The organism is Salinivibrio sp. MA351, from assembly GCF_001996065.1.
Classification (GTDB): Bacteria; Pseudomonadota; Gammaproteobacteria; order Enterobacterales; family Vibrionaceae; genus Salinivibrio; species Salinivibrio costicola.
The window spans coordinates 37,703-52,679 of record NZ_MUFG01000007.1 but is presented as its reverse complement, the minus strand read 5'-3'; the positions used below and the strand labels follow the sequence as shown (position 1 = coordinate 52,679).

Below are 14,977 nucleotides of genomic sequence, written 5' to 3'. Positions count from 1 at the left end.
TGTTTGCAATCTCTTGTGTTTTTTGGATAAAGGCGGTTTGATTGTATCGCCAATATGTGTATGTAACCGTTTGATCCTACGCATACAGAGCCTGTGTAATGCGGTGAAACTGACCGGTAACACTGGCGATTCTCTCTATGCCCTTTATAATCACGTGCTACACCTGAGGTTTTTGGTTAATGTTCGCTCCATAAGCAGAGCGAGATAAGGTTGTACCAGGTCATGCAGCAAGCTGTTCCATCGGCACTTGATAAAGTCGCCCGCCGCTCGGTGCGAGTCGGATTCATTTATAATGTGGTTATCTCCGTGATGGTTTTCATGTTTGCGGTGGCTTCCGTGGAGTTTTGGCTATATCAACAAGCCCATGACCAAGAAGTAAAAGACGTCCGTAACGCCTTGTTGGCCTACCGCTCGCGGATTGAGCTTAAAGTGACGCAGAATGTCGATTTAAGTCATGGACTAACCACCTATATCAGCTTAAATCCAGATCTGACGCAAGACCAATTTTCCCGCTTTGCCAGCCAGTTAAAAGCCAAATCTGCTCATATCCTCAATTTTGCCGCTGCCAGAAATTGGGTGATCAGTCATGTGTATCCTGCGTCGTTAAAGCGTATCTTAGTCGGGACGCGTTACCATGATGTGCCTGAGCAATTAGCCAGTGTACGTGCGGCGTATGCCTCCAGTGAGCCCGTGATTTCAGGGCCGGTCGATCTTCTTCAAGGCGGAACCGCCTTAATTGCACGTCAATCGATCATCAATCAAAACACAGGGTTACCCTGGGGCGTGTTATCCACGGTGCTCGATATCGATAGCCTTTTCTCCGCAAGCTTTGCCGAAGGCGAGGCGTATCCAGTGCGTGTGGTGTTGCAAGAAAAATCGACCGCCGAGGGGAGGTTTACCCCCATTTACGGTGACCCCTCGATCTTAGCGCAATCCCCTGAATCCGTCGCAGTGAGCTTGCCCTCCGGCCACTGGCGCTTATTGGGGATCCCGCAAGACGGTTGGAAAAGCTTGCACCCTCACCCCATGGTATGGGGAGTTGGCTTGATTATCTTAGGGTTTTGGCTCGGCGGATTATATGCTCGATTAAATGCTGGACGCAGCTTTGCGCAGTCGATTGGTCGCATGGTTGATGATAGTTACCGCTTTAGGAGTATCTTTAAACGCCATGATGCGGTGATGATGTTACTGGATGCCAAAAGTGGCGAAATTTTAGATGCTAATGACAGTGCCCAACGTTTTTATGGCTATGACCATGCAACGCTCACAGCGATGCGTATCAGCGAGATTAATACACAAGTCGACAGCACCCTCAAACAAAGCCTTTCACAGGCGAGACAGCGCGAGAAAAACTGCTTTATTTTTGAACATCGGCTAAAAAACGGTGAGAGTCGCCAGGTCGAGGTTCATTCATCCCCGATCACCGTTGGTAACGCCCGCCTGCTGTTCTCGGTTATCCACGATGTATCTGAACGGTTAGAGGTTGAACGTAAGTTGATGCTCAATGCGAAAATCTTTGAGCAATCGAGCAATCGAGCGAAGGGGTGCTGATCACGGATGCGCAAGGTGCTATCGTCGCCGTCAATGGTGGCTTCAGTGCGATCACCGGGTATCAAGAAGAAGATGTCGTCGGCGCAATGCCATCCATCCTGAATTCGGGCCGTCATGACGCACATTTTTTCGCCGAAATGTGGCAGCAGATACATCAAGAGGGACATTGGAAAGGCGAAATCTGGAATCGCCGTAAAGATGGTATCGTGTATCCACAGCTTCTCTCGATCAGTGTGGTAAAAGATGACGCCGGTGACGTGGTGAATTATATCGGTGTTTTCTCTGATATCACCCAGCTTAAAGACTCAGAAAAAAAACTGATTGATTTGGCCCACTATGACTCGCTAACCGGATTACCGAATCGCCTGCTGCTTACGTCGCGCATTCGTCAAGCGATGAATAGGCAATCGGTCCAGCGTAACCAGCTGGCGTTGATGTTTCTCGATCTTGACCAGTTTAAGTTCGTCAATGATAGCCATGGCCATACCGTCGGTGATGAACTCCTTAAATTAGTCAGTCAGCGCTTAGAGGGTCTGTTAGAGGAGGGCGATACCTTAGCCCGTCTCGGTGGCGATGAATTTGTGATCCTACGGGTGATTCATGCTGATGATAATGCCTGTATTCGCTTATCTGAAGATGTGATCCATGCCATGAATCGCCTGTTTATGCTCAAAGGTGGGATCGACGCTCAAATCGGTGTCAGTATCGGCATTGCCCAATATCCAGAGAATACCGCGAGTACCGATGATCTGCTGACCTTTGCCGATTCGGCGATGTATCACGCGAAAAAATCGGGGCGAAACACCTATGCGTTTTACAATGATGCGTTGACGGTAGAAGCGAATCACAAGTTACGTTTGGCGGTCGAGCTACGTCAGTGTGTGCAAAATGAAGAGTTAGAATTATATTACCAACCCCAGGTCGATCTGGTGACCGGCGATATTATTGGCGTCGAGGCGTTATTGCGGTGGCATCACCCAGAGCGGGGGCTGTTATCACCGTTTCACTTTATTGATGTCGCCGAAGAGCGCTCGATTATCCACGATATCACGCAGTGGGTGGTTGAGACTGGATGTCAGCAATTAAAAGCCTGGCAGGATGCGGGCCTCAACGTGTCTATGGCGGTGAATATCTCGCCGCGCAACCTTGCCGACGTGGCCTTTACGCAAGTGGTGTTTGAGGCCTTGGACCGCACCGGCGCCGATCCGCGCTTTTTAGAGTTAGAAATTACCGAAAATACCTTGATAGAAAACCAAGCCAACGCGTTAAAAGTGCTGGAGCAATTACGTGATAAAGGGGTTGGGATTGCGATCGACGATTTCGGCACTGGCTATTCATCGATGGCTTATCTCAAGCGCTACCCCATTTCAAAATTAAAAATTGATCGTCATTTCATTAAAGACATACAAAGCCAATCACCCGATGAACAAGAAGTGGCAATTGTGTCGGCTATGATTGCCATGGCCGATAGCCTTGGGATGGGGGTCGTTGCTGAGGGCATTGAGACCTTGCATCAACAGGCGATTTTGCATGAATTGGGCTGCACCTTTGGTCAAGGGTTTCTCTATCGCCGTCCTATTCCCGCCGTGGAGATGAGCGAATTGTTAGGTCTGGATCCAGAGGGAGAGTGCGGCGCGTAATCGGCTCCTCCTCTAACTGTCATTGCTCACAGTTTTAGGGCGCAGAGGCAGGAATGATGTCAATGCCTTGCTGTTTTTTTACCCTGATAGAAAATGGCAAGGAGCACAATCATGACTTTTTTCTTTCCTCGACAGCGGCTGGCCATCGCGGTAGCGGCCTCGTTGACTATGGCAGCGTCGTTTTCCACTGCGGCGGCCCCGCATATCACGGTAACCACAGCAACGACACAGTCTGACCGACCGCTTGATCCCAACGCCCCAGCGGTCTTCTCGTTAGGTAAGAACACCTACCAAATCAGTGTGGAAGGGATAGAAGGTGACTGTCAGGCCGCGTCTCCCGAGAACGCGAAATTTAATACGCCTATTCCGCTTTCTTGCCAAGATCAGACAAACTTTGAACTTACCGTGCGTTTTGCTGGGGATTATGGGTTTTATTATCAGCCAGAGACGCAAACAATCCGCGTTAAACGTGAACCGAAAAAGACCGCATCAAGGTTTAAACGCCCGTTGCCCGATGTCCAGTGTCACCGCTATCAAGGTGGGCCGGTCACCCTCTCTTTGGGAGAGAGTTTTGCCGATGGCACGCAATTAAAAGAGGCGCTCAGTGGGCAGGTTGTCACGGTGAAAAATCACAGCGTGACGCTCACCCCAGCCTCTGAAAGTGGCGGGTTGGTGTTGCTCGCCCCGGTTACAGCACCAGAGCCAGATTTTACCTATCGCAATGCAAACATTTATTTTGTCATGGTGGACCGATTCAGCAATGGCGATCCGAGTAATGATCACAGCTATGGGCGGCGTCAGGATAAAGCGCAAAACATTGGTACCTTTCATGGCGGAGATCTACAAGGCGTGATCGACAAATTGGATTATATCCAAGCGCTCGGCACCGATGTAATCTGGTTATCACCGATCGTAGAGCAGGTTCACGGGTTTGTCGGTGGTGGCAGTCAAGGGGACTTTCCGTTTTATGCCTACCACGGCTATTGGTCGCGTGACTTTACCCAAGTAGACAACAACTTTGGTGATGATGCCACACTAAAAAAATTGGTCGACGAAGCGCATCAACGCGGACTAAAGGTGTTTCTGGACGCAGTCGTCAATCACCCAGGTTACGCAACGCTCGCGGATTTACAGCAAGACGGGATTGAGGTAGTCAATGACACTGAATTACCGGCGCAATGGCAAAATTGGCAGCCCGGTGACGGACAAAGCTGGCATGACTTTCATGATGCGATTGATTATAAGAGCACGAATTGGCAGCAGTGGTGGGGAAAAGACTGGGTACGCGCAGGATTACCGGGGTACGATGAGCCTGGCAGCAGTGATAAAACGCTGACCTTAGCCGGATTGCCTGACTTTAAAACTGAATCTTCGCAACCGGTGACCCCGCCACAATGGTTGCTCAACAATCCCGGCACGCGAGTAAAGGTGCGAGACAATTACACAGTGAGTGATTACTTACTTGAATGGCAAACCCAGTGGGTTGCGCGTTTTGGTATTGATGGTTTTCGTGTTGATACCGTCAAGCATGTTGATGGTGAGGTTTGGCGAGCGTTAAAAGCACACGCCTCGGAGGCATTGAAAAGCTGGCGCGCCGCTAATAATCAAACGGGCGAGCCCTTTTGGATGATGGGAGAAGTATGGGGGCACAATGCCTACCGGAGCCCTTATTTTGACCAAGGCTTTGATGCACTGATTAACTTTGATCTGCAAAAGCGGATGGACAAAGGGGCGTATTGTTTAAGTGAAATGGAAACCACGTATCACGCGTACGCTGAGACCATGCAAACAGAAGCGGATTTTATTCCGGTTAGCTATATGTCGTCTCATGATACCGAGCTCTTTTTTAGCCGTTTTAAAGATGCCAGCATGCAACGCGGTGCTGCCAACGCATTACTTCTGGCGCCCGGTGCGGTGCAAGTCTATTACGGTGATGAAGTTGGACGTGATTTAGGCCCTTACGGCGATGACTTTCACCAAGGAACACGCTCGGATATGGTGTGGCAGCGTAACGCCATGCAGGCGGGGTTATTAAACCATTGGCGAAAAGTGGGGCAGTTTAGGCAACGCCACCCTGCGATAGGCGCGGGCGCGCACCAAGTGATCCCTCAACCAGGCGCGTATGTCTTTTCCCGGCAATATGGAGAAGACACCATTGTTGCCGCGTTTGTCGGGCGTCAAGCCGAATAAGTGTCCGCCGCGAACAGGATGTTTATCCTTGTTGAACGTACCATACGAAAAAGCCCGTCACTCATTGAGTGACGGGCTTATATGTATTGGTCGGTCTGACTGGATTTGAACCAGCGACCCCTGACACCCCATGACAGTGCGCTACCAGGCTGCGCTACAGACCGACTAAGCGCTATATTACGAATCGACCTAATGGCTGTCAATTGCTAAACGCGGTTGTTTCCCCGTTTTTCAATTGTTTGGCTACTTATGCGCCACTTATTGGCCATTATTGCGGCTCGTGATCCTCAGGATAATAGAAACGCTTTAATTCGTGCATCACTTGCATCAATAGTGACAACTGGGGCTTACCTTCGGGAAGTGGGGTATAGTGGCGATCATAGACTTTATAATTGCCAAATTTATCCACCACCGTGGTTTTTTGTGGCTGTATCACCACAATGTCGCGACTGTCACCGGCCAACACCCATTTGCGTGATTGGCTCTCGAGTTCAAACAGATTCACACCGCTACTGTAACTGTTGGCGGGTGAGCTCACCGATAGCATCGACTCCATCAATGTTGGTGCCACATCAAGGTGGCTACTGTAATGATTGATCTGCTCGGCCGGTTGATTAGGCCAGTGCATCACCATCGGTACTTGAAGCTGATAACGGCTGTAGTTTGAGTTCGAACCCCAACTATTCATCCCGGTTTCATTAAATTCCATGCCGTGGTTTGCCGTAATCATCACTACGGTATTGGCTAGCTTTCCCGAAGCCTCGAGCTGTTGAATCAGTTCGCCCAATTGCTCATCCAGATAGTGAGCGGCATTGTTATAGCTATTTTTGAGGACCAAGCCTGTTTGCTGGTCGACACCGGCCATTCCACTGTTAAGCGCCGGTTGGAAAGGTTGCGCATAGTCGCCGCCTTGCTCATATTCATTCACCGTGGCGAGCTCTAAATAACCAAACCAAGGTGTATTTGCTTGGCGCCCTTGTAGCCAGCTTTGCATCGAGGTGATCGCACTGGCATCGGCCTGCCAAGCCGGTGCCTCTGACTGTGTATCTCGGTCGAGTGCGCGACTAAAAATACTTTGATAGTAAATGGGGTTAGAAAAGTTATCGCCACTGAACAGCCCGAGTTGATAGCGACGTTGATTGAGTGTATCCATCAATACAGGACGCAAACCCTCAGTTCGCGCGCTTTGCGCATAGCTGCCCGGCAGTCCATAAAAGAAACCAAACAAACCGGCCATATCATCGTTGCTGCTACTGAAGTGATTCTTAAACCACAGATTATCGGTAGCGAAACGATGCAGGTGAGGCATGGTGACTGGGTTAAGCATATCGGCACGCAACCCTTCAACCATCACCACCAATAAGTTTGGGCGGTATTTGTTGGCATCTGGCGCAAACGACAGTGGCTCCAACGGATAACGAATCACCTCGCTGGTTTCTTGGCCGCGCTGCTCGCGTAGGCGTTGATACTCTTGTCGATCGAGCAAGCCATACTTTTCCATAAAGGTTTTTGCTGTCATCGGATACGAGACAGGAAAGGTCGAACGCTGTGCCGTGACCGGGCTATAAATGAACGCATCGGCCCATATATGGATTAAATGGCTGGCAATAAAGCAAAGAGCAAACACGCTGGCAACCGGAACACCAACGCGTTTACGGGTTAATTTACGCAGCTTACGCCACACCCACTCGGCCATGACCAGCTCTAAGATAAAGATCACCGGCCCAGCAATAAATAAATACTGCCAGTGGGCATTCATATCGGTTTTTTCGCCGCTTAAAAGCAGCTCCCACACCAAGGGATTAAGATGTAGGTGTAAGGTTTGATAGGCGTAAATATCTAGCAGCAATACCATCATTCCGACAGTCGCGACTATTACCGCAAAAAGCCGCATAAGACGCTGAGACGGGATGATAAAACTGGCTGGAAAAATGATCAGAATATAAAGCGCAAAAACCAGGAAACCGAAGTGGCCGACCCAGTTAAAGATCAAGTAGCTTTGCCCTAATAGGGTGTCTGGCCACCCAGATTGGCTGATATAGCGGGTGCCCAGCAACATAGCGGCAATGATGTTGAAAAAGCTAAACCAATGCCCCCAACTGATCAGCTGGGATACTTTGTCGCGATACGATGTTCCGCTATCAACCATACAAATTTATTCTTCTCTGATTAGATACTGCTGCAAGCGTTATTGGTTATCGATGGATGCCATTAATGCTTGGGCGAACTTCTCGGCAAATGCCTGACGTTGTGCGGCAGGAATATTGTGGTTAAGGATATTGGTGGCGACATTCCCAATCACCATCAGTGATAAATCCGTCGATGCATCGTGTTGCTCTAACACATTGACAACATCACTGATAATACGTTCCACTTGCTTATCATCATATTTTGAGGTTACAGGCATAAAATCGTCTTGTCTTCTTAAAACCAAAGCAGCGTATAATAACCCACACTTTAGTCTTACTGAAAATCTTTTCAATCATGACCCTCACGCTTTCTAACGTAATATTACATCAAATTGTCAAACAAGCTGATGATTCGCTTAATGTTCAGCTTCGCGACGGACCATTACCGCTCAACGAACAAACCGAAAATCTGATGGCCGATGTACATCGGGTTTATCATGCAAAAGCAGGCAAAGGGTTTGCGTTGTTCGACACCGAGAGTGAATTCCAGCAATGGTTAAAGGCTTACCGCGCTGACGAACTGGACTTTCGAGCCTTTTCTGAACGTGCCGTTGAACGTCTGCGCGCTGAGCTCGCGAAATACCCATTTGCCGATAGTGGCACCTTGGTGATGGCGCATTATCGTGCCTTAGCCACTGACTACGTATTTATTGGTGTGGTGGAATCAAAGCACAGTTTACGTGTCACGGACGAGCTTGACGTTAACGCCACCGAATACCTAGATGTCAGCAAAATGGATATCGCGGCACGGATTGATTTGTCTACCTGGGAGACGGATCCGGCATCAAATCGTTACTTGTCGTTTATCAAAGGGCGAGTTGGGCGCAAAGTTGCAGACTTCTTCCTTGATTTTTTGCAAGCGGAAGTGGGCATGGACAGTAAACAGCAAAACCAAGTGCTGATGCAGGCGGTTGAGGATTACTGTGATGATGCCCGTTTGGATAAAGAAGAGAAGAACAACTACCGCAAGCAGGTGTATGACTACTGTAACGATCAGCTTAAAGCGGGTGATGAAGTGGTGGTCAAAGAGCTCGCGGAGGAATTGCCAGCGACCCCCGAAGGAACGGACTTTTATCAATACACCAACCAGCAAGGCTATGAACTGGAAGCGCAGTTTCCTGCCGACCGCACCACCATGCGCAAGTTAACTAAATTTGTCGGATCGGGGGGTGGCTTATCGGTCAACTTTGATGCCATGTTGATGGGGGAGCGCGTGTTCTACGATCCAGACACAGACACCCTTACCATAAAAGRGACGCCCCCAAATTTGCGTGATCAACTACAACGCCGTTTATCCAGTCGAGACGATGAATAAAAAAAGCGGGACACGGCTAGCGTGTCCCGCTTTATTTTAAGCGCTTCTATTGCTCGTTAGGCACGCTCTGGCGCAGACGCTATTGCGGTTGTATCTTCTTGCGCTTGCGCTTGCGCGGCCTGGTTTGGCTCAACCTTATCGACAAACCAACCGAAGTAGCTGGTCACGATGGTGACGGCAATACACACAAAGCTTAACCACATGAAGGGTGCATAAGACAAGGTGGCGATGCCAAGAATACTGGCCATATAAATACCGTTATCACTCCATGGCACCATGCCTGAGGTTAACGTGCCACCAAATTCAGCGTTACGAGACAAGTTTTTACGTTGATAACCCAGTCTATCGTAGTTTTTGGCACAGATTTTAGGGGTTAAGATCAGCGACACATACATGGCCGAGCCGAATACGTTCCCCATAAAGGCGGTGCCGATGGTGGAGGTTGCCAAGCTACCTGCACTGTTAACGCGACGCTCAAACAAGCTGGCAATGGTATGCAAGACCCCGACTTTTTCGAGTAAGCCACCAAAACCCAGACCAAACACAATCACAGCCACGGAACCGAGCATTGAAGACATGCCACCGCGGTTGAGAATGGCATCGATAAAGTCGACACCCGATGAGATAGAAAACGGCGCCCACGCGGTATTAATGGCGTTCACGGGGGTCATATCTTGCAGCATTACAGCCCAAACCACACCCAGTAATGAACCAAAACTAATGACTGGGAAAGACGGTAATCGCATTGCCAGCAGCGCGAGGACAATCAGCACCGGCACAAAGGATAGTGGTGAAATCACAAACTGATCTTGCATCGCTTGCTTCACCATTTCTACTTGGCTCATATCCACATTGCCTGCGTAGTGCCAGCCAATCAGAGTAAACAGAATACCGGTAATGATGTAACTGATCAGTGCAATCGGCAGCATGCCTTTAATGTGCTCAACGATTTCGACGCCAGACATTGACGAGGCAAGGATCACTGAATCAGACAATGGCGACATTTTATCACCAAAGTAGCACCCTGAAAGAACGGCACCTGCCGTCATTGGGGCAGGGATCCCAAGGCCTTGACCAATCCCCATCATAGCAATACCCGCGGTTCCGGCAGCCCCCCAAGAGGTGCCCGTCGCTAAAGCGGTTAACGAGCAAATCAACATGGTCGCTAAAAGGAAGATAGAAGGGTGGATAGCTTTAAGACCATAGTAAATAATAGTGGGGACGATCCCGCCTGCAATCCAGGTACCTACCAATGCGCCAACCGATAGAAGTATTAAAACGGCGCCTAAGCCGTTAGAAATTCCTTTCGTGGCAGCACTTTCAAGATCTTTGTATTGATGGCCAAGTTTTAACCCCAATCCCATAATCACAAACCAGCCGATAAATAAGGCCAGTTGAATGGGGAGGTCTAATTTGGCGGTAAACGAAAACGCGAGCGCCAAAAAGGCGCCAAGTGCTAATACCACCTGAATGATGGAGGGTAATCGAGCTTGCTGTGTTGTCATAACTTAACCTTCTTCACGTCGCTTGCTGGGTAACCGGTCGCTTGCGGGTTACCGATAGCGTTGAGCGAGTCAATATCATTATCGGAAGGTGGATCGTCTGTGATTGCGCGACTACTCCCTGCGCGATTTAGCGATGCCTTAAGCAACAACCAAACTCACATCACTGTCCTTGTTTCAGTATCCTTTGTTCCATTTGTGAGGGGCCCTACTCTAGCTAACAGAGTAAAGTGATGGGAAACATTTTTGTCGCTTATGTGAGTCGCGCGCGAATTAAGTTACATCCTGACATAATTAGTTAATATATGGTTATTTTAAGGGTGTTTAAATGTTTCAATATTTTGTTTTGTCTGTGTTTTTCAGTTTGTTTTTTAGACGCCTGTACGTTAAATCAAGTTAGACATAGGTGACGGAAACTTGAAAATGAGGTCATTTAATAAGCAGGCAGAGGCGTTAACCTGACGACCGTGATAAGACGTGTTAGTATCAAAAACGTTTTTTCACTGACTGTCAGGCAACCATATGCTGTTGTTAACGGCGGTCACACAACATGGAGTGTGAAAATTATGATGCGAGTAGGTTTAGTTGGCTGGCGCGGCATGGTGGGATCGGTGCTGATGCAGCGCATGGTAGAAGAAAAAGACTTCGACCATATCGAACCTGTGTTTTTTAGCACCTCACAAGTCGGGATTGCAGCGCCGAATTACGGCAAAGATGCAGGCATGTTACAAGATGCTTATGACATTGAAACGCTCAAAACCCTCGATGCTATTATCACCTGCCAAGGCGGCGATTACACCAACGATGTTTACGCAAAACTGCGTGAATCAGGTTGGAAAGGCTATTGGATTGATGCAGCGTCATCATTACGAATGGCAGATGATAGTATCATCACCTTGGATCCGATTAACTTCAAACACATCCAAGCGGGGATCCATAACGACACGCGCACGTTCGTCGGCGGTAACTGTACGGTTAGCTTGATGCTGATGGGCTTAGGCGGTTTGTATCAAAACGGTCTGGTTGAGTGGATGACCGCGCAAACGTACCAAGCGGCGTCTGGCTCAGGCGCAAAACACATGCGCGAGCTGATCAGCCAGATGGGTGTCATCAATGATTCAGTGAACACTGACTTAGCAAGCCCTGCAACATCTATTCTAGATATTGACCGCAAAGTGGCTCAAACCCTACGCTCGAGCGATTTTCCTAGCGAGCAGTTTGGTGCGCCACTCGCAGGCTCATTGATCCCTTGGATTGACGTCAAGCGTGACAACGGCCAAAGCAAGGAAGAGTGGAAAGCTTCGGTTGAAACCAACAAGATCCTAGGGTTACAAAACAATCCGATTCCTATCGACGGGACTTGTGTCCGTGTGGGAGCCATGCGCTGTCACAGCCAGGCGCTGACCATTAAGCTGAAAAAAGCGGTGCCGATGGATGAGATTGAAGACATGATTGCGTCGCACAATGACTGGGTGAGCGTGGTGCCTAACGAGCGTGACGTGACCATGACGGATCTGAGCCCAGCGAAAGTGACAGGCACCATGTCTGTGCCAGTGGGTCGTCTCCGTAAGCTGGCGATGGGGGATGATTTCCTTAATGCCTTTACTGTGGGTGATCAGCTGTTATGGGGAGCGGCAGAGCCGCTACGCCGCACGCTGCGGATTATCTTGTCAGAAAAAGAACAAGATTAATTCTCTTGGACTTATCAAGTTCCGTTAAGCCGTCAACCTAGTTGGCGGTTTTTTTTGCCTAAAATGCGAGTTTGCAAAGCGTATCAGGCATAAAAAAGGAGGCGATAAACGCCTCCTAGTGATTGGTAAGCCTGGGGTTACAAGCGCCTAGGTTTGCAAGAGCCAGGGCTTGCAACAGACCTTTTTCGTGCTCGGTCTGTTGGCGATTGGTTTAGCCTGCGAAGTTTTTCGCGACGAAGTCCCAGTTAACCAGTTTCCAGAATGCAGCGAGGTAATCTGGACGCACGTTACGATAATCGATGTAGTATGCGTGTTCCCAAACGTCGACAGTCAACAATGGCGTTTCACCATCGTGAGTCACGGGCGTTTCGGCATTCGAGGTGTTGACGATTGCAACTGATCCGTCTGCTTTTTTCACCAACCAAGTCCAGCCTGAGCCGAAGTTAGTCACAGCAGCATTGGTGAACTGAGTTTTAAACTCGTCAAACGAACCAAATGCTTTGGTGATCGCGTCTGCAACGTCACCTGTTGGCTCACCGCCGCCATTTGGGCTTAGGCAGTGCCAGTAGAAGGTGTGGTTCCACACTTGGGCCGCATTATTGAACACGCCACCTGACGAGGTCTTGATAATGTCTTCGAGTGATTTACCTTCGAAATCTGTGCCTTCGATCAAACCGTTCAACTTCACCACATAGGTGTTGTGGTGCTTGTCGTAGTGGTAGTCGAGTGTTTCTTTTGAGATATGTGGTTCTAGTGCGTCTTTTGCGAAAGGTAATTCAGGTAGTTGGAATGACATTGCTATATATCTCCGTTTTTATCGTGAGAGTGCTTCCTGTAGTCGATCACTGACAGTGCAGGGGCAAATACGAATGACTGACAACGGATGATCACTGACTACCCATTGCCGCTATCGCCACCTAACCATCGAGTGTGACTACTATTTTCGTTTTGCTAAGTCTAGTTTAGCAAGTTTTTACTTTATTAAAAGGAGCGCAGCAAAATTTTTACGCTTAATCCCACAAAACATTTAGGCATTTTTTTCCAGCCTGTTAACCAGTAGAATCAAAATAAGATTCACAGACAGTGTTCGAGGAAGCAATGGAAACAATGGACAAAATTAAGCAGCAAATCGAAGAAAACGCGATTCTGCTATACATGAAAGGGTCGCCGAAACTACCAAGCTGTGGTTTTTCGTCACAAGCCTCTCAAGCGCTGATGTCGTGTGGCGAGAAGTTTGCTTACGTGGATGTGTTGCAAAACCCAGAGATCCGCGCAGAGCTACCTGTTTACGCACAGTGGCCAACATTCCCACAGTTGTGGGTTGACGGAGAGCTGGTTGGCGGGTGTGACATCATCTTGGAAATGTTCCAAAAAGGTGAGTTACAGCCACTGGTCAAAGAAGCGGCCGCGCGTCGTGATGCGAGTGAAAACGAGTAATTGTTCGCGTTTATCCGGCTCTCGCCGTATCACTGAAACGAGCCGTATCAGGTAAAAAGCCACGTTATAAAACGTGGCTTTTTTTCTTGTCTATACCGCCTTTTTACTCACATAGCGCGTTTACGCCCTAGAGCATCATCGCGGCTAACCAGCCGAAGGCAATTAATGGCAGGTTATAGTGGATAAAGGTGGGGACCACGGTATCCCAAATGTGTTCATGTTGGCCATCGGCGTTCAGGCCCGACGTTGGACCCAAAGTAGAATCCGAAGCGGGTGAGCCAGCATCGCCCAGGGCGGCGGCCGTTCCCACCAAGGCAATGGTTGCCATCGGCGAGAAGCCAAACGCCAGTGAGAGTGGCACATAAATGGTAGCGATAATGGGAATGGTCGAGAACGACGAGCCGATCCCCATGGTCACTAGTAAACCGACAATCAACATCAAAAACGCCGCGAGCGGTTTGTTATCGCCAATCGAGCCTGACAAAGAAGCGACTAAGGACTCCACACCACCCGTTGCTTTCATTACCGCGGCAAACCCAGCAGCGGTGATCATAATAAAGCCGATCATCGCCATCATGTGTACCCCTTTGGTAAACACATCCTGGGTGTCTTTCCAACGGATCACGCCGCCAAAGGTAAACACCATAAAGCCGGCCAATGCGCCGACAATCATCGACCCTGCCATCAGCTGCACGCTTAACGCCGCGACAATCGCAATGCCTGCAACCCACAGGTTACGGGGGCTAATGGCGTGGTTTTCCGGCTCAGCAGTGAGGACGTCCCCTTCACTGTATTGGCGTGGCTGGCGATAGCTGATAAAGGTTGCGATCAGCAAGCCGACTACCATCCCGGCTGCCGGTAATAACATTGCCGTCGGCACTTGGCTGGCGACCACGTTTAGGCCATTGTCATTGAGGTTTTTCAGCAAAATATTATTCAAAAAGATGCCGCCAAAGCCGACCGGCAACACCATATACGGCATGATCAAACCAAAGGTCAGCACACAGGCGACCAGGCGACGATCGAGCTTTAAGCGTTGGAACACATGCAATAAAGGTGGGATCACAATAGGAATAAAAGCGATGTGGACCGGAATCGCGTTTTGCGACGAAATAGCCAAAAGGCCTAATAAGACCAAGACCACATATTTAAAGGCGGCGGTATTGGCATCGGTGGGGCGCGCGTTAAGCTTGCGGATCACCGAGTGCGCAAGCACATCCGTAATACCTGAGCGACTAATGGCGACCGCAAAGGTACCGAGCATTGCATAACTGAGCGCAATAGTGGCACCACCGCCAAGGCCGCCTTCAAAGGCACTGATGGTCTCGGAAATACTGAGCCCACCGACCAGGCCACCAAGGACAGCACTAAAGGTGAGTGCGACGACGACATTGACGCGCATAAGGGCCAGTGCCAGCATGACACAGACTGAAATGACTACCGGGTTCATGGAAACGTTCCT

At 49.3% G+C, this 14,977-nt stretch carries 11 protein-coding genes and 1 tRNA gene; 6 read left to right on the top strand and 6 right to left on the bottom strand.

Annotated elements, in window-relative coordinates:
- Positions 1 to 222: 222 nt before the first annotated feature.
- The 3 genes from BZG78_RS05880 (at position 223) to BZG78_RS05870 (ending at position 5,381) form a co-directional block, all read left to right on the top strand.
- The gene (locus BZG78_RS05880; RefSeq protein WP_077660648.1) at positions 223 to 1,551 is read left to right on the top strand and encodes a PAS domain S-box protein; all 1,329 of its coding nucleotides are present in this window, start codon (positions 223 to 225) and stop codon (positions 1,549 to 1,551) included.
- Positions 1,545 to 3,191, top strand: a complete 1,647-nt coding sequence (locus tag BZG78_RS05875) for an EAL domain-containing protein (RefSeq protein WP_077660647.1) — start codon at positions 1,545 to 1,547, stop codon at positions 3,189 to 3,191. Before BZG78_RS05880 ends, BZG78_RS05875 begins: the two co-directional genes overlap by 7 nt.
- 168 nt (positions 3,192 to 3,359) lie before the next feature.
- The gene (locus BZG78_RS05870; RefSeq protein ID WP_199877168.1) at positions 3,360 to 5,381 is read left to right on the top strand and encodes an alpha-amylase; all 2,022 of its coding nucleotides are present in this window, start codon (positions 3,360 to 3,362) and stop codon (positions 5,379 to 5,381) included.
- 87 nt (positions 5,382 to 5,468) lie between these two features.
- Here BZG78_RS05870 and BZG78_RS05865 read toward each other — a convergent pair.
- From BZG78_RS05865 to BZG78_RS05855, 3 genes are all read right to left on the bottom strand, one after another.
- Positions 5,469 to 5,545: transfer RNA gene (locus tag BZG78_RS05865), tRNA-Pro, on the bottom strand.
- Between the two features lie 104 nt (positions 5,546 to 5,649).
- Positions 5,650 to 7,530: a DUF3413 domain-containing protein gene (locus BZG78_RS05860; protein ID WP_077660645.1), complete on the bottom strand. Its 1,881-nt coding sequence runs from the start codon at positions 7,528 to 7,530 to the stop codon at positions 5,650 to 5,652.
- Positions 7,531 to 7,569: 39 nt separating this feature from the next.
- Entirely contained in the window at positions 7,570 to 7,788 is a 219-nt protein-coding gene (locus BZG78_RS05855; RefSeq protein ID WP_021022298.1) for a YejL family protein, read from the bottom strand.
- A gap of 77 nt (positions 7,789 to 7,865) precedes the next feature.
- Here BZG78_RS05855 and yejK point away from each other — a divergent pair, with 77 nt between their 5' ends.
- Positions 7,866 to 8,885: a nucleoid-associated protein YejK gene (gene yejK / locus BZG78_RS05850; protein WP_077660644.1), complete on the top strand. Its 1,020-nt coding sequence runs from the start codon at positions 7,866 to 7,868 to the stop codon at positions 8,883 to 8,885.
- 56 nt (positions 8,886 to 8,941) lie between these two features.
- Here the strand turns inward: yejK and nhaC are convergent, their stop codons facing one another.
- Positions 8,942 to 10,390, bottom strand: a complete 1,449-nt coding sequence (gene nhaC / locus BZG78_RS05845; protein WP_077660643.1) for a Na+/H+ antiporter NhaC — start codon at positions 10,388 to 10,390, stop codon at positions 8,942 to 8,944.
- A 563-nt stretch (positions 10,391 to 10,953) separates the two neighbouring features.
- On the opposite strand from nhaC, the gene asd reads away from it, so the two are divergent.
- Positions 10,954 to 12,078, top strand: coding sequence for an aspartate-semialdehyde dehydrogenase (gene asd / locus BZG78_RS05840; RefSeq protein WP_021022301.1), 1,125 nt, complete (start codon positions 10,954 to 10,956; stop codon positions 12,076 to 12,078).
- A 211-nt stretch (positions 12,079 to 12,289) separates the two neighbouring features.
- Here asd and sodB read toward each other — a convergent pair whose 3' ends face one another.
- Entirely contained in the window at positions 12,290 to 12,874 is a 585-nt protein-coding gene (gene sodB, locus BZG78_RS05835) for a superoxide dismutase [Fe] (protein ID WP_021022302.1), read from the bottom strand.
- A gap of 302 nt (positions 12,875 to 13,176) precedes the next feature.
- Here sodB and grxD point away from each other — a divergent pair, with 302 nt between their 5' ends.
- Positions 13,177 to 13,515, top strand: coding sequence for a Grx4 family monothiol glutaredoxin (grxD, locus tag BZG78_RS05830; protein WP_021022303.1), 339 nt, complete (start codon positions 13,177 to 13,179; stop codon positions 13,513 to 13,515).
- A 127-nt stretch (positions 13,516 to 13,642) separates the two neighbouring features.
- On the opposite strand, the gene BZG78_RS05825 is transcribed toward grxD, so the two are convergent.
- On the bottom strand, positions 13,643 to 14,965 hold the full coding sequence (locus BZG78_RS05825; protein WP_077660642.1) for a Na+/H+ antiporter family protein: 1,323 nt from the start codon (positions 14,963 to 14,965) through the stop codon (positions 13,643 to 13,645).
- Between the last annotated feature and the right edge of the window lie 12 nt (positions 14,966 to 14,977).